Here is a 19,177-nt window from a genome sequence, read left to right on the forward strand (position 1 = left end):
CCAAGAAGTAATTAATTGGCTACAACTTGTGTATATGCGCAATTGCGCATATTTACCTTTCAAATATAGGAAATATAAATACTAGTATATTTTCCACTTACCACAATTATGTCAAAGAACTTTTTCGTTTTTTAGGTATCCGAGAACCTACTGTTAAGTCGTAATTCGGTTATTTAAATTATAGACGTAAAAAAAACATCTTAAAAAAAGGTGCTTTCTGGTAAGTGTATTATATGTTTTGTTAGGGTATTACCATAAAGCAAATTTCGAATATAATGAAGTCGCATACGAGATCTGTATGTACGGTGGTGTGAGAGGCGGACTCTCTTCTTTAACGAGGAGAGTCGTCTACTCGATTACCACACGTTTTTTATTCAAATATTAATTCAATCGTTTCATTAGCAAAACTTGAAAAACCTCCTTTTTCTCCTTTCGTTAAATCGACTTCCAATTTCAAATTCGAATCTGTATTTTTCTGTTTTGAAATTAATTGTTTTGAAAAAACTACTCTAATTTCAGTTTCTTCATTTGATTTAACCGTTTCTTTGTTCCAGTTCAAGTAAGCTATTTGTTTATCTAACTTTATATCAGAAATATAAAACTCTTTTTTACCTGTATTTTTTAAGATGAAAACGTAAGGTTTAGAAAAGTCCTGCTTTAGTTTTTTTAAAGTCAATTTTCTATCAGAAATCTCAAAACTAATTTCCTTGGCAGGCGCATCATATTTAATTCCGAATTGGATTCTACTTCCATTATTGTAATTAATACTTGACATTGAGTAACTTTTGTTTTCCGCTAATTCAGCGATTAAAGTAATTTTTAAATCCCTAGTTTCTCCAACTCCAAGAGGTTTATCTCCTAAATCAAATTTTATAACTTCGTTGCTCAAAAATTTTGGTTCTTGAAATTCAATTTCCTTATTTGAATTATTTTTTACACGAATTATCTTGGTCACGTCTTTTTTACCATCTGTTTTTCCAAAATCGACTAATAAGTCTCCAATATTATTTTCTTTGTCTATTGCAAGGTCAGTAAGATTGAGTATTTGCAAGCCGTATTTTTCTTTAAATTCGGTTTTAAATTTTTCTTTTTCGTCAGATGTTGATTCGTTTTTACCTCTGTTTTCAATTTCTTCAATTACATAAGAACCCAAATTTTGCGACCACTGTATTAAAGGTAAATTTAATTCTTCGATTATAATCGGTTGTTTTTCCGTAACCAATTTTCCTGTTTGTGAGCTGTAGAAAGTTGTAAGGTTGTCAATTTCTGATTCGGTGTAGTTTTTAGAGTATATAGGTTTTACTAACGTTTTAAGTTCTGCAAGTGATTTTTTAGTTACTTTTTGTTCTAAGGCTTCCCAATAATTATCTGAAATTCCAAAATTATTTTGTTTTTGGTGATCGATTGTTTGAGTAATGAGATTTTCGATATTTCTTATAGTTCCATCTAATTCTAATAAGTTCTCTATTTTTTCATCAAGAGATTGAGCGCTAATCTGGAATACAAATAATATTAAAAATGTAAAAGTTAAATTGGTTCTCATAGTTTTTTTAAATGTGTGGGTAGAGTAGAGCCTGATAGCTATCTCTATATTTTTGTATTACTTGTTTTACCAAATATACAAAAACAGCATTAACTTATCGTTTTACCCCTTACTGTCAACGGATCAGTCAACAGGGGATATAGCGTTAGCCTATCGGCACGCCATATACTTAGTTATTAGGTGCTGGCCTTTTTACTGAATAAAATATACCTTTTTAATTTTATTGTTTTCAATGTGATATATTGCTACGGCTTCAATTATTTCATTTCCAAACTGTACTCGTTCTTTGTCAATTACCATATTGCCTAGAACAATTCTTTCTTTTAATTCACAATGTAGATTCAATACATTTTTAAACATTTGTGCATACCCTTTTCTCATTGCTTCTTTTCCTTCAAATTGTAATTTTTCCGGGAAATTATATACTTCTACATCATCAGCATAAGGTTCTAAAAATGCCTCAATATTTCTAAGGTTATACGCATTTAATTGTCGTTGTGCTAAATCTGCAGGTGAGTCTTTAAGTAATTCTCTTGGTTTAAAAACAGCGCCTTTATTTATAACAGTATTTATTTTGGTAAGGTTTTCAATATTTTCAATTGGATTAGCATCTAATAGAATAAGATTAGCTTTTTTGCCAATGCTTACTGTTCCAAGTTCATTTTCCTTATCAAATATTTTTGCACCGTTTATTGTTGACGCTTGAATAATTTGCCAGTTACTCATCCCGCTTTTTTGCATTGCTTTTAATTCTGCTAAATAGGATGAAGCGTGTAAAGTCCCAATGTTTCCAGCATCAGTGCCGGTAGCAATCAATATTCCGGCGTCAGATAGTATTTTGAGATTAGCTATACTAATAGAATCAGCCTTTTTTAAGTCCGAAATACTTTTTTGAGAGTTTGCAAATTTCTTGTAATTCTCAACGATCAAAGTGTCGGACAAATGTTTTAAATCTAATAGAGAGCCTAGTTGAAATGGGTCAGCTTTTTTTAATTCATAATTACTAAATGAGTGTTTTTGACCAAATGTCTTCATATACCCACTGTGAACTATTAATGTTGGACAAAGTATTGTTTTGTTCTTTTTCATTAATTCTACAAAATCGTCCTTTATTATCTCATCGTCCACACTATGTACCAAAAAATCAGCACCATTTTCAATGGCCAATTGTGCCGTTATTCTTTGAGTTGCGTGCACTGCAACGTTTAAATTGTTTTTATGAGATTCATTTATTATAGCTTTTATAATGGGTAGGTTTTTGCGTGCACTTTCCTCTATACCTAAGCCGTCTGCTCCAGCGATATACCAAATTTTGATAAAATCGGGATTATAAAGCAGTTGTTCTTTAACTCCTTTAATACCATCCTCAACTGATTTTGTTAGGAAAAAAGGTTCATTTTCCCCTAGATTCTTATAGGTTTTTGGTTCATAAGTAGTCAATAAAGGACCGGTTATAAAAATTTCAGGTGAATACTTTTTATCTAAAAAGTCATTACGTTGATTAAGGAAATAATAATTGGCTCCTACATCAATTACAGTAGTAATTCCGTTTTTTAGATACCTCCTTAATTTAGATTCCATATCGGTTTTTGCTAAAGCAATTTCTTTATCATAGCTTTTGTATTTCACTAAATCAATAGCATCTGGACGAGTATATAAACCCCCGTTTTGGAAGAAATGAATGTGCGAATCTACTAACCCTGGAACGAGAAATTTGCCTGATCCATCAATTAGAGTAGCATTTTCAGGAATCTTTATTTTATTATTTTTTTGAATATTTGAAATTAAGTCATTTGTAATAGTGACAGTCTGATTAGGTACTAATTTTTGTTTTTCTACATCTGTTACCGTAACATTGGTAATGTATGTTTGTGCGAATAGAGAGGATGAAAAAAATAGAAGTGAGAAAACTAAAAGATGTTTTATTGTCATTTTAATAGGTCTTTTTATTAATTTTCGTAAAGTGTATGCAGCTTGCATCTAACGTTTGTGCAGTAGCAGTGCCGTAAAATGCGGCTGGAACTTAGCGCGCAAAGGCAGGCATTGGTTTTACATATTGTGTGTGCCCAGCATGGGCATCTTTATTTTATCGCAAGATAAAATATTAATCTAGAGGGTACAAGTCCCTTATGGGTTGGGGTAACGCCCATAACCATTAGCAAGTCGCAAGGGTGGAATCCGTGAGGATTTATCTGAAGGAAGCGAGACTGCAAAACTCGGTACTATTAAAGGATAACGTTAAAGGTGAAAATAGCTTTAATGTGATGATATACGAACCGCCGTATACGAGATCCGTATGTACGGTGGTGTGAGAGGCGGACTCTCTTCTTTAACGAGGAGAGCCGTCTACTCGATTACCTTTTCGTTGTTTTTAACGTATCATTTTGGTAAATGTTAGTCCTTTCCAGATAGCTTTTTCTACCTTACCATCGTTTACTCCAAATTGGACTACTGAACCATCCCCCCCCATAACAACTCTAATAGCATTAGTTCTGTGTGGTGTTGCTATATCAGATTTAAGGTTTCCAATGGTAACGACGAATTTATTTTCTTTAACTTCTTTTACTATTAGTGTACCAAATAAATCACTTGTATAGGTTCCAGCATATAAAGAAAAAGGCAGGTCAAGTTTCCAAGTTCTTTTCGCCATTTTAATCCTATATTCAGTATCTGATTTTCTCTTTTTAGTGTAGTTTTCGTGATATTCTTTTAGTTTATCTTTATAGTGAGTATCGAGGTTTTCTCGTTTAGAGAAATAATCAAATACATACGCACTAAGGAGCATATTAAGATCATAACTAATTTTTCCTTCATTTGCCATTATAACAACACCTACTCCGGTTTCTCGCACGAATGAGAATTGAGGATGCATACCCGTAAAACTGCCAAAATGGTGCACTAGTGTGTCCCCTAACGGAGTTGTCGCGATGTTCCAACCGTAACCATAACCAAATCGTTTAAGATCATGCCACATTCTATTCTGCCTAGCATGTTTTAACTGGCTATCCTTAACTAAATTTGAGTCAATTACTTGTTCTCCATCGATTTTACCATTGTTTAACGCAACGACCATATATCTAGCCATATCTTCAGCAGTTGATAGTATCCCCCCAGCGGCATGCATTGTATTATCCTTTTTTTCTAAAAAAAGACGGACTAATTTATTTTCATCATTATTTTGAGAATGCGGTTTTGCAATTTCCCATCCTTGTTTTAAAGCAGTAGACATTCGGGTACTCGTATGGTTCATTTTTAAGGGTTGCAATACTTCTTGCGCAACCAACGATTTCCAATCAGCTCCTAATTCTCTTTCTATAATCATTCCTAAGATGATGTATCCCAGATTGGTGTATTCAAATTCACCAAAGGTAGCATTGGTGTTTACTACGGTGAATTGCGCAAGTTCAGCAAGTAGTTTCTCCCTGTCGTGAAAACCAGTATAGGCGGATACAATTCCTATTGGGTTATTTTCTATTCCAGAGGTATGTGCCATTAAATGCGGAATGGTGATGCTGTCTGCTTTAAGTTTTGGATCAAAGTCAATCTCTGGAAAGAATTCAGCAAGTGATTTGTCAAAGTTAAGTTTTCCTTTAGCTTCAAGACGTAAGGCCGCCATTGCAGTAAAAGATTTGGTGATTGAAGCGATGTAAAAAAGAGTGTTTTTGCTAACCTTTATGTTTTTATCTACATCAGCCATTCCGAGGTATTTCTCAAATATGATACGGTCGTCTTTTACTACCGATATAGCCATTCCATATTTTGCTCCAAATTCGTTTGTAGCTAATTCAATGAAATTAGTATAGGCTTTATTGAATTCAGAATAGTTGGGTTTCTCTGTTTTTGCACAAGAAGAGAATAAGATTATAGATAAGAGCAGTATTCTTGTTATTTTCATAGGTGTTGGCTTATTTAAATGTTTTAATTGGGGCCCAAATTTATTGGATGTTAAATTTAAAAACTTGAACAAATTAAACATTCAATGAAGTGATTATTTTTTTGGGAGAAAAATTGGTAGATTTTTTAAACTCTCTAGAAAAATGACTCTGATCAGCATAGCCAGTAGCATAGGCAATTTGAGTGAGATTATTATTTTTTGCAACCATTTCGGAAACTGCAAAATGTGTTCGCAGTTGTTGCTGATAAGTTTTAATATCAATTTTGTAATACGCTTTAAATGTTCTACCCAAATGTACAGGGTGCATATTTACTTCTTTTGCCAGTTGTTTGATTTGTAGAGTCTCTGAAAAATGTGAGTCAATTAATGTTCGGATGTGTTTAATTTTATCGGGGACGGTTTTGTTGATATCGGTTTTATTTGTTATTAACGCTATATCGGCTTTAAGTTGGTTGAGGCTTTCTTTTTTATTTTTGCTTGTTATAATTTTTAAAAAACTCTTTAACAATATGTTTTGTTGAATTATTTCCCAATTTTTAAAGTCGAATCTATAATAATCCCAATCATATATTTTTAAAGATAAAAATGTGCAGTTTTCAGTAAAAATATCTCCATGAATTAGTCCAGAAGGTTTGATTAAAACACTTCCTGCTTTTACAATTTTAGTTCCAATAGAAGTGTGCTCCATAAGACTTCCAGTAAGTAATAAGCTAACTGTTAAATAGTCATGGTCATGCGGAAGCATATCGCTTTGATTTCTTTGTAATTCTGACAATTGACTTTTATTGAGCTGTCTTCAAAATAGGTAATGTCTTTATAGTTTGATTTCATAAAATATAAGGGAGATCTTTTATTACTCCTTTTAATGTTAGAGTATAATAAACCGATTTATTGTGTTTAATTAGTGAATTTTCAATTTTTCTTAATAATGAAAGGTAACTAGTGTATATGCGCAATTGCGCATATTTACCTTTCAAATATAAGTAAATAGGGCTGAGATTAAAAGTGTTTTTAGGGTTGATTGTATATCTAGTTTTAAGTTTAACATCTAATTACTAATATTTAATTGACTACCCCTGTCTTTGTACTTATATATGAAATAAACATGGGTATAATCCCAAAGAATTTATCATGTTAAAAGATAATAATATGTTTACAAAACGGTTATTGTAATATACTCACCACAATTATATCAAAGAACTTTTCCGTTTTTTAGGTATCGCAGAACCTACTCTTATTTTATAATTCGTTTACTAAATCTCGGACATAAAAAAACACCCTTGATTATGGTGCTTTGTGGTAAGTTGAATTATATGTTTTGCTTTATGTATGCAACAAGGCATATAGCGTTAGCCTATCGGCACGCCATATGTTTAGTTATTGTAAAGCGTTATTTTTTTCAGCTTCTATTTTTATATGGTTCAAAACTCTTTCGTGTATTCGATGAATAATAAAACCAGACCATGCTTTCCAATATACCTGTGGTGTAATATCCACTTTATACCAAGTTGTTCCTTCTAATACCGTTTTATTTTCTCTGATTTTAGTTAGTTTAAATTGGCCTTTATACGATTTGAAATAACCATTCAAATGTGGTGGATGAATATCCCAAAATGGATTAAATTCATTCATAGGAATTGGTTGTTCTTTTACATCAAATTGTAATAGATTAGGTTCGTTCCAAGTTGTAATTGGTTCAACAAAACTTCCAGTTGTAAAATTACAGTATCTTATTGCTCCAACTCCGGTTCCTTTAATCGTAGCGTCTGTAGGATAAGAAATCCCAGTTTTAAAAATCCAGTCAGTTGGCTCGTCTATTTTGTTAAAAGTCACAACGTTTTTCCAAACATTCTCAATATTTGAATTAATGATAACTTTTGTTCTCACAGCAATCAGGTTTTCAGGTTCATTGATGTAGTCAAAACTCATTGAACAAATACTAATTATAAAAAGCCCAATTGTAGTATTAGTTGGATTTGTCCATTTTCCAGTATTTGCTTTAAACCCAAGATAAGAACCAAGCCAAACAAGTAAAGCAATTAACGGTAGAGACATTGCAATACAAATTATTCCTTCAATTGCAAAGACTAAAAGTCCAATTAAAACTATTCCAAGAGTTAGGAAACTTAATTGATAGCTTTCATTTCTTGATATTTCAGTTAATTTTCCATTTATAAATGGAGGAAGAAATCCGATTATAAAAGGAATGAAAATAAATACAGTCCATCCATATTCTTTAAAAACTCCAATTTCAATATATCCTAAAATTGCAGAGACAATTAAAGTGATTAAGATTGAAAATAATTTTGGTTTTTTTTTCATAGTTTGATTTTTGTTCTAATGGTTTACATCGTGAGTCTACGCAAAAATTCTATTTTTTCATAACTATTGCACATATAGCATAAATATAATCGATTTTAGGCGACTAAAAAATGTATGCTATAAATTTATGATTTCCTATTTTTTAGATGAAATTGGTTTAAAATGACTAAAAACGAGTGCATCATCACTCTTAATTCCAAAACAAGATTTTTCAACCTCTTTTTTAACGTTTTCATTACTTATTAGCGGCAAATCAGTCAACAAGGCATATAGCGTTAGCCTATCGGCACGCCATATGCTTAGTTATTGTGGTCAGTTTTTTATTCGCAATATTCTTTTAAATAACTCTTCCTTGTCTTTTAGCTTCGGTATCTTTTGTTGCGCCAAATAACATTCCTAGCACCATTCCAAGACCAGTTCCAATGGACAATCCAATACTTGTTCCTATAGCGGGATTAATGGCAACTCCAATTGATATGCCAATTCCTGTTCCCAAACTCATTCCATAAATCATACCTAATTCTGTATAATAGTTTTCAGTTGTGAAAGAAAATTCATTTTTCAGAAATGTTTTAAATTCAGAAAGTTTCTGTTTGTAGAATTTTTTTCTATTTTCAGTTGTTGCCTTTAAATTCAAGGAAGAAAGTTTGTCTTGTATTATTTGCGACTGATTTTCAGTTAAATCTTTATTCTTTAAAGAGGATAATGTTTGGATAAAGCAGTTATAAACTTTTTTTTCAGTTTTTTTATCCGATTGAGATAGTAAAGAGTTTAATAATTCAATGGTCTTGTTTATGTTCATACTCTATAGGTCGTTGAAAAAAATATTTGTTACAACATATTAAGGCGTGTGATTTTAATTCTGAGTAACGTTTTTTGAAAGTTCAGTAAACATAGGGGTTTTCACGCTTTGTTCACTGTAACGAATTTATTCAATTTTTTCCGTAAAACGTTTCCAAGAAGTAATTATTTGGCTACAACGTTAGTATATGAAGCGTAGCATCCCGAAGGGTGCTATGATTTTATATACAGTGTTCTCAGCTTTTTTCGATTTTTATATAGGGTTTCAAAATAACTTTTCTTTGCTTTTCCAAAAATTTACTTAGAGGCATATCCTTCATGTTCTCAGGAATACTTTCCAAAGTTGGTAAATAAATTGGCAACATTCTGACGTTTTCAGGCCCATTCCAACCTTTTTCAATCTTAACCAACAAACAATTTGATAGATTTTCATATAAAAAAGTCAGTTCTTTTCGTATGCTATCTTTCAAATCCAATTTTCTAAATTCTGATTGACTGCTTTTTGAAATTGGATACCTTCCCGCTGATAAAATTGCAATTGTTGACAGTTCCAACAAGTCCCAATCATTAGCTCTTAATGAGATTGATTCTGCCATTTTTGCTAGTTTGGGAAGATTATGAGTTGATAAAGTCTGGTTTAGTTTTCCATCCTCTAACAAGTTAGGATTTTCTGAAATAACTATTCCTTTAAGTAAGTTTTCAAAGCACAACGAAGTAAGAAGAAAATATGGTCTAGTTATAACATGGTCAAAATGTGATTCCCAATCATTGTCAAAATCAAGTTCTAGTTTATGGACTTTAGATTCATTCTTCCATAATGATTGTGCTCCATACCACAAGTCAGAAGCACAGTCTAGCCATTCATACGGAGTCCCTTTTTCTATATACTTAGTTTTCTTCATTATTAATTGCAGGTAACTTGTGTATATGCGCAATTGCGCATATTTACCTTTCAAATATAGGAAATATAAATACTAGTATATTTTCCACTCACCACAATTATGTCAAAGAACTTTTCCGTTTTTTAGGTATCCGAGAACCTACTGTTAATTTGTAATTCGGTTATTTAAATTTTAGACGTAAAAAAACACCTTAAAAAAAGGTGCTTTCTGGTAAGTGTATTATATATTTTGTTAGGGCGTTACCATAAAGTAAAGTGATGATATACGAACCGCCGTATGTACGGTGGTGTGAGAGGCGCACTCTCTTCTTTAACGAGGAGAGCCGTCTACTCGATTGGCTATTGAGCGTTATTCGGTTTGTATTTTAAGTTCAAATTCAGTCCAAAATTCACTATAAAAGTTCTTTGATTCCATAAGTTTTTTGTGAGTTCCAAAATTTGAGATTACTCCATTTTCTAATACATAGATAGTATTTGCAATTTGAGGTAAAGAATGTAATCTATGAGAAATGAAAATAATAGTTAATTCAGATTTTAATTTCTTCAATAAGTTTAACACAAACTTTTCAGTTTTTCTGTCCATTGCTGAAGTAAATTCATCTAATAGTAATAATTGTGGTTTTTTATATAAAACTCGCATTAAAGCAATGATTTGTTTTTGTCCGCCAGATAGATTAATGCCCTCTTCTCCTAAAATGGTTGCAAAGCCTTGTGGTAAGCTATTTATAAAATCTGTAAAGCCATATTCTTTACAAAAGTTTTCTATGTCTTGTGGAGTATCTTCTTTGCATAATAAAATATTTGTTATTACATTACCGCTAAAAATAGTAATATCTTGTGGAATGATACCTATTACATTTCGCCAATCTTTTGTGTTAATATCTTTTAAAAGATGTTTATTGTTGATTAGTATCTCACCATTTTCAAAAGTATAGAACTTTTGTAATACTTGCCCTAATGTACTTTTACCACTCCCACTTTCTCCAACAATAGCAATACATTCATTTTTATTTACAGAGATATTAATGTTTTTAAAGAGTTTTTTTCTACCAGCAAAACGAAATGAAAGATTTTTAATTTCTAAAGAATTAAATTGTGTTAACTCTACATCTCCTTTATTTTCTGCTTCAATAGAAGTAAACTCATACATTCTGTTAAATGCTACTTTGGCTTCTTGAATTTCAATATTAACTAAGGCTAAATTTGAAGTTGATGACATTAGCATACCCACTAATTGTAAAATTGCAATGATTACACCCGCAGTTAATTGTTTATTTAATACTAAATAAACACTATAACCTAATGTTCCTGTGATAAAAATATTTGAAATTAATTCATTAATAGTAGCATAGTTTAGGCCTATAAGACCTAAATCATAGACAGCTTTTTGAAATAGTTTATAAATTGAATTGGTTTCTTTTGCAAAAAATGTTTCTTTATTATTATTCTTAATGGTTTCAACTCCTTTAATAGTATCTATATAATTACTTTCATTTCTAGCGTAAGATTGCATTACTTCTTTTTGTTGTTCTTTGATTTTCGGACTAAAAACAAGCACAACTATTGTAAGTAGAGGAATCCATAATAAAGTAATGAAACCTAAAGTTTGATTGTAACTAAATATAGCAATTGAAATTACTATTACTAATAATATATCTATAACAATACTTCCTATAATTTTAGAAATAGTTCTTTGAATTCTACTTGTATCGTTCATTCTAGCAACCATATCTCCAATTTTTCTAGTATCAAAAAATGATTTTGGAAGTTTTAGTAGGTTATTGTAAAAAAAGTGAATGACTCTTGTGTTATAGTTTTTTGTTTGACGAATTAAAAATAAATTTCTTAAATATCCGAAAAAGATTTGTATTGTAAATAAAAAAAATAATAAACAAATACTTGCAATAATCTTAAACGTATCTTTTGAAGGCAATAAAATATCTATTAGTTTTTGAGAATATACCGCAGTTGCTAAACTTAAAACTGCTAATATAATTCCTAAAAACAAAGACATTGAAAGTAAATTTATATCTTCTTTGATGTATTTATAAATCCATTGCCATTTTTGTTTGTTTTCTGCTTTTTTCTTTATTAGTTTATCTGTTTCTTTACAAAGTAATAACGCTTTGGATTGCCAAATAATTTTTAATTCTTTTTCATTGATATATTCAATTTTTGAATTTGTAGGATTGCTTACAATAAACTTTTCTTTTTTATTATCAAAACCAAAAGAAACAATATAATGTTGAAGATTCTCTTCAAAAACAGTATGTAAAATAGCAGGAGTTTTATTTTCTTTAAGTGCTTCTATGGTAGATTCGTAACCTTTTACTTCTAAACCTACTTTATTGCCACATTGCATAAGACCTAACATAGTTGTACCTTGTTTTGATGTACCACTTTGTTCTCTTAATTTTTCTAAAGAAATATAACTATTATAATGTTTAAGGATAGTTTGTAAACAAACAACACCACAATCGGACTGGTCTTGGTGTTGGGTGTGTTTTTTTTGGAAATTACTTTTAGTCATAAATACTTAAATCTAAACTTATCGCCATATTATATTTTGAAAAGTTTCTAATTGATTTATTATGTTGTTTTGTACTTCTCCATTTACCATTATCAATAATTGTTTTTATATAGGTTTCTGATAAAATATTATTTTTCTTTTTCTTTGTAAATAGAAATGAAGGTAAAATTAACTTACCTTTTTTATCAAGTAAATTTCTTGCACTATCTAATTCTCCTATCATCTCAATACCTATAAAGACGCCATTTTGTGGTAATTTAATAAATTTATCTGAAATATTTATTTCGATAATATCTAAGGATTTTTCATTACATTCAATTACGAAAGGTTTATCTAATATTTCAACTCCAGGGCTTCCATTTGAGTTAGAATAAATATGAATTCTAATAATACTATTAAAATTAGGGTATGATTCTTTAACTTTATTATCTATAAGGTCAAGTTGCAATTTTCCAATTGGCAAATAAATTTTTTTTATATAAGCAGATTTATATTTTTTCTTGTAATTTATTAATGTAGCTAGTTCTGTTTTTTCTTTTATGTTCCAAGCTAAAGTTTTTGTTTTTTTGATATAGCCAATTGTTTTTGCTTTAGATTTTCCTGAAACAATCTTAATCTCATCTAAAATTTCTGAATTAGGATTTAAAAAGATTGTATCTTTTATTTCAGATGTTTTTAAATTTAAGGTTTTATAACTTATATGAGAAATACATAGACTGTCACTTTTAACATCTGTTAAAGAAAACGAACCTTTCTCATTAGTGTAAAAACCAATTTTATTTTTTGTATTAAATATTGTAACATATGATATTCCTTTTTTTGTTTTACAATCTAAAACTATAACATCTTGTGAATTTGCCTCTATAATGAATAAAAGCATAAAAAAGAATAGAATTTTTATTTTCATATTTAATGTTTTTTAAAAGGGTGCTTATTAAAGCACCCTTAGGTAATAATTAATTGTGACAATTACCTGTAAATTGTTGAACACTGGCGTAAGAAATCCAAAAAGCTTTTTTCTTACAAGTTCTAACATAGCAACCTCCTCCAAGATGTCCCCAAGTAGCGCCACTACAGTCAGTTCCCCAAAATCGACCTCCTTCAAGGTTTTCTAATTGATTTACATTTAATTCTTTCATTTTTATAGAATTTAAAAGTTAAAAAATAATTAGTCTCATTTTTTTGTAAAGGATAAATAAATAAACCTTTTCTATCTAGACGTCAATTGATAGCTAGCTAAAATTCATTTCCATAACCATGGCAAATACAAACCATAATAAAATACCTAAGCCATAAGTTCTTACTGTAATTGAAAATGCTCTTCTGTAATTAATTTTTATAATTTTATGTATTCCAATTGTCAATAACATTAAAACTAATATTTGTTCCAAGCTTATACTTATTAATGATAATTCAATCCAAGATGCTGTTTTTTCTACATCTATATAATTCCCTAAATTTAATTTTTCAGAAGCAGATTTAATTGAATTTAATAAAGTTGTCCAATTGTTAAACCTTACAATAGCTATGAGTAATAATTGCTGTATTATTACAGCAACTAAACTTAAAACAATCAAATTGAGAGTGTTTTTAAAACTTACTTTAATTTTAAAGTATAGAAAACCAATATTTAAACATAATAACATTCCTACACTTTGTAAGAATAAAAAGACAAAACTTTCAATTAAGTACATTTTGAAACTTTCTAACTCATTATTCATAGCTGCATTTCTTACTTCAACCGATGTGTTTTGAAATATTCCATCAATATAATAGGTTATCAAATAGTATTGAAGTCCAAAAACTGCAATAACTAGCACTAAAATCAATATGTTTATGTGTTTTCTTTTCATTTTGTTTTTTCGTTTCTGTTGCTCTAGCCTTGTTGCCAACGTTTCGTATAATATTAGTTGCGTTATCACTAATCTAAATAAACAACATAAAACTAAAATAGAAAATAGTTTGATTTTTGATATCAAAAACAGTCTTAGCAATTAATTTTATACGTTGTAATGTATGTAAAGCGACACGTTCTACTTTATGGTAAAATACACACGTTAATTTCTTTCTATTTGCAATTTAATTTTCACACTGCACCAAGTCTAAATTATTAAAATGTAAAACTATAGTGCCTAAAAAAAAGTAAAAATATTTTTATAAAAACATATCATCGTATTGCGTCCGCTATCATAGTCAATCTTCTTTTCATCCGAGTAAGTACTTTTTTTTGCATCCCTCCCTTTAGTTAATTGTTTTCAATATAGGGCAGCGTAAGTATACATAGGAACTTCACATACATCGCCCCTAAAGGTAGTAATTTAAAAGCATCTTTCAAACCTTCTATACATACAAATGACTTATATGTAATTGATTATCAGTGCTTAAATATTTTGAATCATTGAAATAGAATAAAATTTATAGTGCTAGTATTATCTAATTTATAGAGTCTTTATTGTAATTCACTCACCACAATTATGTCAAAGAACTTTTTCGTTTTTTAGGTATCCGAGAACCTACTGTTAATTCGTAATTCGGTTATTTAAATTTTAGATGTAAAAAAACACCTTAAAAAAAGGTGCTTTCTGGTAAGTGTATTATATGTTTTGTTAGGGTATTACCATAAAGTAAAGTACTGATATACGAACCGCCGTATGTACGGTGGTGTCAGAGGCGCACTCTCTTCTTTAACGAGGAGAGCCGTCTACTCGATTGGTAATAGTTATTTATTCCTTATACATTTTTACATCTCTATATTGCCAGATTAAATTCATTATTTCCCAATTACCGTCTAATTTTATTAATTGTAGATATTCAACCCAGTTATCAGAAATCAATTTAATTGTTGCTATTCTATTGTAGATATCTAAAATTTTAATTTGGTTTTCTGGGTTAAAAGGAAATCTTGTGCCAGTTTTATTCCAGTTTTTTGCAAATTCTATCATTTGCGCTTTAGTACTTGCTCTTCCAAATTGCTTCATTTCGTTTCTATCATAACCAATAGTTATTTTGTTTAAATTATTATTTAAAACCGTATCCATTAATTCTGGTTTTAGTTGCTGTAAGGCCTCAAGATAACCAAGAGATATTTTCTTTATCTCTAACGAATCTTTTTTAGTAGCAATTGAACTTTCTTTTATAGAAGCATTAGAATATATATGGCGAGTATCAAGGATTTTATTTTTGGTGTCGTAAAGATTGAGTTGAATGTTATTACCTAGTTTATCATATATCTTTTCACCAATAGCGTAATTCCATTGATTCATGACAAGTTCATTATTCTTGTTGTGATAGGTATATTTTATATGATTTCCTGAGTCATCATAAGTGTCTTGATAGGAAGCAGTACCATAATAATTATCAATGACTTCTAATTTTTCGTTCAAGTTATAATGTCCCTTTGGCATCCCATTTGTGTCAATTATAATTCCTGTAATACCAAATTCAAAATAAGGTGATAAGTTCACTAACTCTTTTTGTAAATTATATCTTTTTTCTACTATGTATTTTTCTGTTTGTAGTCATTTATATTCTGCGATTTCCCAATTAGATTCTATAGGCTTATCATTTAAATCATAAAAGTTAAGTTGTTTTTTTACATTGTTATTATCCATTAGATAGATTTCTTTATATACATTTCTATCATTTGTAATTCTTTTATTATTTGGATCATAAAATGTTCTAATTTCTTTGTTTTCTTTATAGGTAAAAATAACCTTATAAGCGCCTAGCGAAGCTAATGGATGTACTTTTTCTGTATGATAATGATTATTTATTATTTCAGATATTCTACCTAAATTGCCATACTTAAAAATATAGTGAGAAGTCTTGCTGGCAGTAGTGCTATCGATAGGATGAACTCCTGTAATTTCTATAAACGGTGAAACGTGATTGTATCTTAATTGCCTATAATATTTAGTATTTTGAGCAAAGGACGAAATACTAATCCCAAGACATAGCAGTAGCGTTACTATTTTCATTGTTTTTGTTTTATATTCCATTCAATGTTTATTGATTGTGCAAATTCTTGTATGGAATTTAATCCTAATTCTTTTCTTCTCTTATTGATTAGTTCAGGTTCTTCTATTTCAAAGAAAACTGGTGGATTGTCATAAGTATATTGTGTTCCGTATAGTTGTGGTTTGTCAGAATTAATAAGCATTCTGTCAATTAATCTGGCATAATGTATCGCTTGTGATTCTCCTTTTAGAACGGAAGCTTTTAATAAAGGTGCGTATTTTTCTTTTGTAGTAACACTTCCGTGTTGTAAAACAACCCATAGAGTTGTATTAGCCAATCTTCCAATTTGAGAAATTCCTAACCAACCGTATTTATCTATAATGTTAGAAACTTCTTTTTCAAGAATTTTATCTTGGGCTTCAACCACTTCCCAAAAGTACTCATAGGCTTCTGAATCTTTTCCAAGTTTTTCTTCTGCTTCTTTATAGATACGTCTGAAAGTTTGGTCTTTCATAAATATCGTGTCTAATTCGGTTTTTAACGAATCTAATTGGTATTTGGTGAGGGTTTTATATTGTGTTCTTGTTTGCGAAAACAAAGAAGTTGTTATTATAAAACAAAATATTAAGCTTAAGAATTTCATATTTAATATGATTGAATAAATTCAAATATAACTAAAAAATTAGTTTAAACTAATTTTTTAGTTATATTTTTTCAATCGTACTAATACATCATTGAGTAGGTCATAATTATTGCCAACTTGTGTATATGCGCAATTGCGCATATTTACCTTTCAAATATAGGAAATATAAATACTAGTATATTTTCCACTTACCACAATTATGTCAAAGAACTTTTTCGTTTTTTAGGTATCCGAGAACCTACTGTTAATTTGTAATTCGGTTATTTAAATTTTAGACGTAAAAAAACACCTTAAAAAAAGGTGCTTTCTGGTAAGTGTATTATATGTTTTGTTAGGGTATTACTATAAAGTAAAGTGCTGATATAATGAACCGCCGTATGTACGGTGGTGTGAGAGGCGCACTCTCTTCTTTAACGAGGAGAGCCGTCTACTCGATTGGCAATAGTTTTTGGGTATTCAGTTTCTATTAGTTTCAGTATTTTTTCAGTATTCGTTATTGAAAGTTGATAATAATTAATCTTATAAAGTCTAAACCAAAAGATCTCTGAAATTAAAAATCTAAACTTCTCATCTTTCTTTAATTTTCTTACATCCAAAGGTATATAGCCTATGATTTGTTTTATTCCATTTCCAAAATCTCGTGGATAACTAATTTTCAAAGAGTCTCCTAGATAAAGATTATACTTAATATCAGGATTTCTATTAATTTTGAAATTTTTGATTAAAAAAGGATGTAAATAGTCTGTTATATCAGGGTGTAAATTATTCCCTTTTGATATTCTTGGAAAATAGTTGTTATAAACCAAAGTAATTAAATTTCGTAATGAGTCATTCTTGACAATACTCATACCATTACTTTTTAAGTTTTCAAAAGCAGATATATTTGGAAAAATATATTCATCTTTTGATGCCCAATAAAAATCCATCATTAATGAATCAACATTATTGATATCACTATCTAGAAAGTTTTTAATTTTTAATTGACTCCTTAATGAATTTTTATGAATTTCTATATCATTTTTTAAATCAACAAGATTGTCATTTAGCTCAAAGTATATTTGAGATAGGATTTCACCTTCAGTTTTTCTTTTCTCGATTTCATTTCCCCAATTTGATAAATAAAATGCAATTAAAACACCAATAACAATGATTATTATTTCAATTAAATACTTATATATATGTTTTTTTTTGATATTCATTTTAAATTATTGCCAACGTCTCGGCTATGGTTAGTACGGGAATTAAAAGTAGTGAACTTTCGATTAAGCACTTAGCCAAAACTTTTTATTTTGTTATTAATTTATTCATTCTTAAACGCCAAATCAACGATTTGACGGTCTTGTTAAATAGCACGTTACTTTCGTATATCACTGTACACCCTGTTTGCTATATTCAGTGTTACCTATATTTTATTCCTTCAATTTCAAATTCGGTCAAATCTTGAACCACTGTAATGGCTCCTTCTTGAATTAATAACTCTTTGTTTTTTTTTCCTACACCTATAAATTCCAACTTTAGATTCTCAGCCGTTACTAAATCCCATAAACCATCACCGACTGAAATTATTCTTTTGAACGTGTCAACATCATAATTTTCACAAGAGTATTTAATGGCTTTTTCAACAATGTTCTCTCTTTCGTAGATTTGGTCTGATGCCACTAATTGCCATTCTTTAAAATCTAGTCCGATTGAGTTTAGTTTGTGTTCTGCAGGTTTTCGTAAAGAGCCGGTTGCATAACAAACTCCGAATTCAGTTTCTTTTTGAAGTTTCTCTATGAGTTCTTTTGCCCCTTTAATCTCTTTGAAATTGAGAAGATTTATCCTTTCAGTTAAGCCATTTTCAAATTGTTGTATTTTCTCTTTTGTAAACGGTTTATTTTGATTTTTTTCATAGATTTCTTTTGCAATGAAACTATCTGTATGATGCTTGAAAGACTTGTATTCAGAATTAATTTCACTCACTCCAATTTCCAACAATGTCTCTGTGAAGGCTTTTTGATGTTGAATTACACTATCAGTAAGTGTTCCGTCAATATCAAATACTATTAATGATTTTTTTTTCAATGCGTTCTGCTAATTATGGGTAACGGAGGCATAATAACAAGTGTTATTATGTCCATTGTAAAAGTACATAATTACACTAAGAATCTAAAAGGTTTTTTAATAGTACTGAATTTATTACTGCCAGTTATTGTTTGAATTTACTGTAAAAGAAAATGAGTGTTTTTTTCTTTATATTGAAATAGAAAGGGAAAAAGGACGTTTTATTATGGTAAATTCAAATGGTATAACTGTTTTCATAAGTACGTTTGCTATACTAGAGGAGTTGTATTGTTTATCTCTTACCCCTTCGAATAGAAATTCTTTATAATGAACTTTGTGTTTTTTTATTAAATATCTGTAAATGTATAAGTTGTTTGTATTTTCTTTAGAAAAAGGTAAATAAAAAGTATTATGAGTTAACCCCCATTTTACGAATGGGTGTTTTTTGATATATTCTTTTAGTTGATAGTTGTAAGTGAAATGTATTTTTAGTATTCTTATGATTAAAAATGGATAGTGTTACCTCACTTATTACATAGCAA

16 protein-coding genes are annotated in these 19,177 nt (G+C 29.6%); all 16 read right to left on the bottom strand.

What is annotated here, in order from left to right:
* Nucleotides 1–370: 370 nt before the first annotated feature.
* The gene (locus AC2TDS_RS14745; RefSeq protein WP_484736339.1) at nt 371–1,543 is read right to left on the bottom strand and encodes a DUF1573 domain-containing protein; all 1,173 of its coding nucleotides are present in this window, start codon (nt 1,541–1,543) and stop codon (nt 371–373) included.
* Between the two features lie 192 nt (nt 1,544–1,735).
* The gene (locus AC2TDS_RS14750; protein ID WP_484736340.1) at nt 1,736–3,475 is read right to left on the bottom strand and encodes an amidohydrolase family protein; all 1,740 of its coding nucleotides are present in this window, start codon (nt 3,473–3,475) and stop codon (nt 1,736–1,738) included.
* A gap of 439 nt (nt 3,476–3,914) precedes the next feature.
* Entirely contained in the window at nt 3,915–5,438 is a 1,524-nt protein-coding gene (locus AC2TDS_RS14755; protein ID WP_484736341.1) for a serine hydrolase domain-containing protein, read from the bottom strand.
* A 73-nt stretch (nt 5,439–5,511) separates the two neighbouring features.
* On the bottom strand, nt 5,512–6,213 hold the full coding sequence (locus AC2TDS_RS14760) for an AraC family transcriptional regulator (protein ID WP_484736342.1): 702 nt from the start codon (nt 6,211–6,213) through the stop codon (nt 5,512–5,514).
* Between the two features lie 602 nt (nt 6,214–6,815).
* Nucleotides 6,816–7,760 carry an SRPBCC family protein gene (locus tag AC2TDS_RS14765; RefSeq protein WP_484736343.1) on the bottom strand — a complete coding sequence of 315 codons (945 nt, stop codon included), beginning with the start codon at nt 7,758–7,760 and terminating at the stop codon, nt 6,816–6,818.
* Between the two features lie 337 nt (nt 7,761–8,097).
* Nucleotides 8,098–8,562 (bottom strand): hypothetical protein, encoded by a 465-nt coding sequence (locus tag AC2TDS_RS14770; RefSeq protein WP_484736344.1) that lies wholly within the window; start codon nt 8,560–8,562, stop codon nt 8,098–8,100.
* Between the two features lie 235 nt (nt 8,563–8,797).
* Nucleotides 8,798–9,463 carry a hypothetical protein gene (locus AC2TDS_RS14775; protein WP_484736345.1) on the bottom strand — a complete coding sequence of 222 codons (666 nt, stop codon included), beginning with the start codon at nt 9,461–9,463 and terminating at the stop codon, nt 8,798–8,800.
* Nucleotides 9,464–9,811: 348 nt separating this feature from the next.
* Nucleotides 9,812–11,992 (bottom strand): peptidase domain-containing ABC transporter, encoded by a 2,181-nt coding sequence (locus tag AC2TDS_RS14780; RefSeq protein WP_484736346.1) that lies wholly within the window; start codon nt 11,990–11,992, stop codon nt 9,812–9,814.
* A complete protein-coding gene (locus AC2TDS_RS14785) occupies nt 11,985–12,899 on the bottom strand; it encodes a carboxypeptidase-like regulatory domain-containing protein (RefSeq protein WP_484736347.1) in 915 nt (304 codons plus the stop codon). Before AC2TDS_RS14785 ends, AC2TDS_RS14780 begins: the two co-directional genes overlap by 8 nt.
* A 49-nt stretch (nt 12,900–12,948) precedes the next feature.
* Complete coding sequence (locus tag AC2TDS_RS14790; RefSeq protein ID WP_484736348.1) at nt 12,949–13,131, bottom strand: hypothetical protein; 183 nt, start codon at nt 13,129–13,131, stop codon at nt 12,949–12,951.
* Nucleotides 13,132–13,224: 93 nt separating this feature from the next.
* On the bottom strand, nt 13,225–13,845 hold the full coding sequence (locus AC2TDS_RS14795; protein WP_484736349.1) for a hypothetical protein: 621 nt from the start codon (nt 13,843–13,845) through the stop codon (nt 13,225–13,227).
* Between the two features lie 870 nt (nt 13,846–14,715).
* Entirely contained in the window at nt 14,716–15,456 is a 741-nt protein-coding gene (locus AC2TDS_RS14800; protein ID WP_484736350.1) for a nuclear transport factor 2 family protein, read from the bottom strand.
* Between the two features lie 54 nt (nt 15,457–15,510).
* Entirely contained in the window at nt 15,511–15,969 is a 459-nt protein-coding gene (locus tag AC2TDS_RS14805; protein ID WP_484736351.1) for a hypothetical protein, read from the bottom strand.
* Nucleotides 15,966–16,592: a DUF6624 domain-containing protein gene (locus tag AC2TDS_RS14810; RefSeq protein ID WP_484736352.1), complete on the bottom strand. Its 627-nt coding sequence runs from the start codon at nt 16,590–16,592 to the stop codon at nt 15,966–15,968. The genes AC2TDS_RS14805 and AC2TDS_RS14810 overlap by 4 nt, the downstream gene beginning before the upstream one ends.
* A 410-nt stretch (nt 16,593–17,002) precedes the next feature.
* Nucleotides 17,003–17,791, bottom strand: coding sequence for a DUF6090 family protein (locus tag AC2TDS_RS14815; protein ID WP_484736353.1), 789 nt, complete (start codon nt 17,789–17,791; stop codon nt 17,003–17,005).
* A gap of 199 nt (nt 17,792–17,990) precedes the next feature.
* A complete protein-coding gene (locus AC2TDS_RS14820; protein ID WP_484736354.1) occupies nt 17,991–18,656 on the bottom strand; it encodes an HAD family hydrolase in 666 nt (221 codons plus the stop codon).
* Nucleotides 18,657–19,177 lie beyond the last annotated feature (521 nt).

It is taken from the genome of Tenacibaculum profundicola (genome assembly GCF_057220795.1).

Coding starts and splice junctions, on each gene's coding strand:
- AC2TDS_RS14745 (WP_484736339.1), bottom strand. CDS start 1,543: ATGAGAACCAATTTAACTTTTACATTTTTAATATTATTTGTATTCCAG.
- AC2TDS_RS14750 (WP_484736340.1), bottom strand. CDS start 3,475: ATGACAATAAAACATCTTTTAGTTTTCTCACTTCTATTTTTTTCATCC.
- AC2TDS_RS14755 (WP_484736341.1), bottom strand. CDS start 5,438: ATGAAAATAACAAGAATACTGCTCTTATCTATAATCTTATTCTCTTCT.
- AC2TDS_RS14765 (WP_484736343.1), bottom strand. CDS start 7,760: ATGAAAAAAAAACCAAAATTATTTTCAATCTTAATCACTTTAATTGTC.
- AC2TDS_RS14770 (WP_484736344.1), bottom strand. CDS start 8,562: ATGAACATAAACAAGACCATTGAATTATTAAACTCTTTACTATCTCAA.
- AC2TDS_RS14775 (WP_484736345.1), bottom strand. CDS start 9,463: ATGAAGAAAACTAAGTATATAGAAAAAGGGACTCCGTATGAATGGCTA.
- AC2TDS_RS14780 (WP_484736346.1), bottom strand. CDS start 11,992: ATGACTAAAAGTAATTTCCAAAAAAAACACACCCAACACCAAGACCAG.
- AC2TDS_RS14785 (WP_484736347.1), bottom strand. CDS start 12,899: ATGAAAATAAAAATTCTATTCTTTTTTATGCTTTTATTCATTATAGAG.
- AC2TDS_RS14790 (WP_484736348.1), bottom strand. CDS start 13,131: ATGAAAGAATTAAATGTAAATCAATTAGAAAACCTTGAAGGAGGTCGA.
- AC2TDS_RS14795 (WP_484736349.1), bottom strand. CDS start 13,845: ATGAAAAGAAAACACATAAACATATTGATTTTAGTGCTAGTTATTGCA.
- AC2TDS_RS14805 (WP_484736351.1), bottom strand. CDS start 15,969: ATGAAAATAGTAACGCTACTGCTATGTCTTGGGATTAGTATTTCGTCC.
- AC2TDS_RS14810 (WP_484736352.1), bottom strand. CDS start 16,592: ATGAAATTCTTAAGCTTAATATTTTGTTTTATAATAACAACTTCTTTG.
- AC2TDS_RS14815 (WP_484736353.1), bottom strand. CDS start 17,791: ATGAATATCAAAAAAAAACATATATATAAGTATTTAATTGAAATAATA.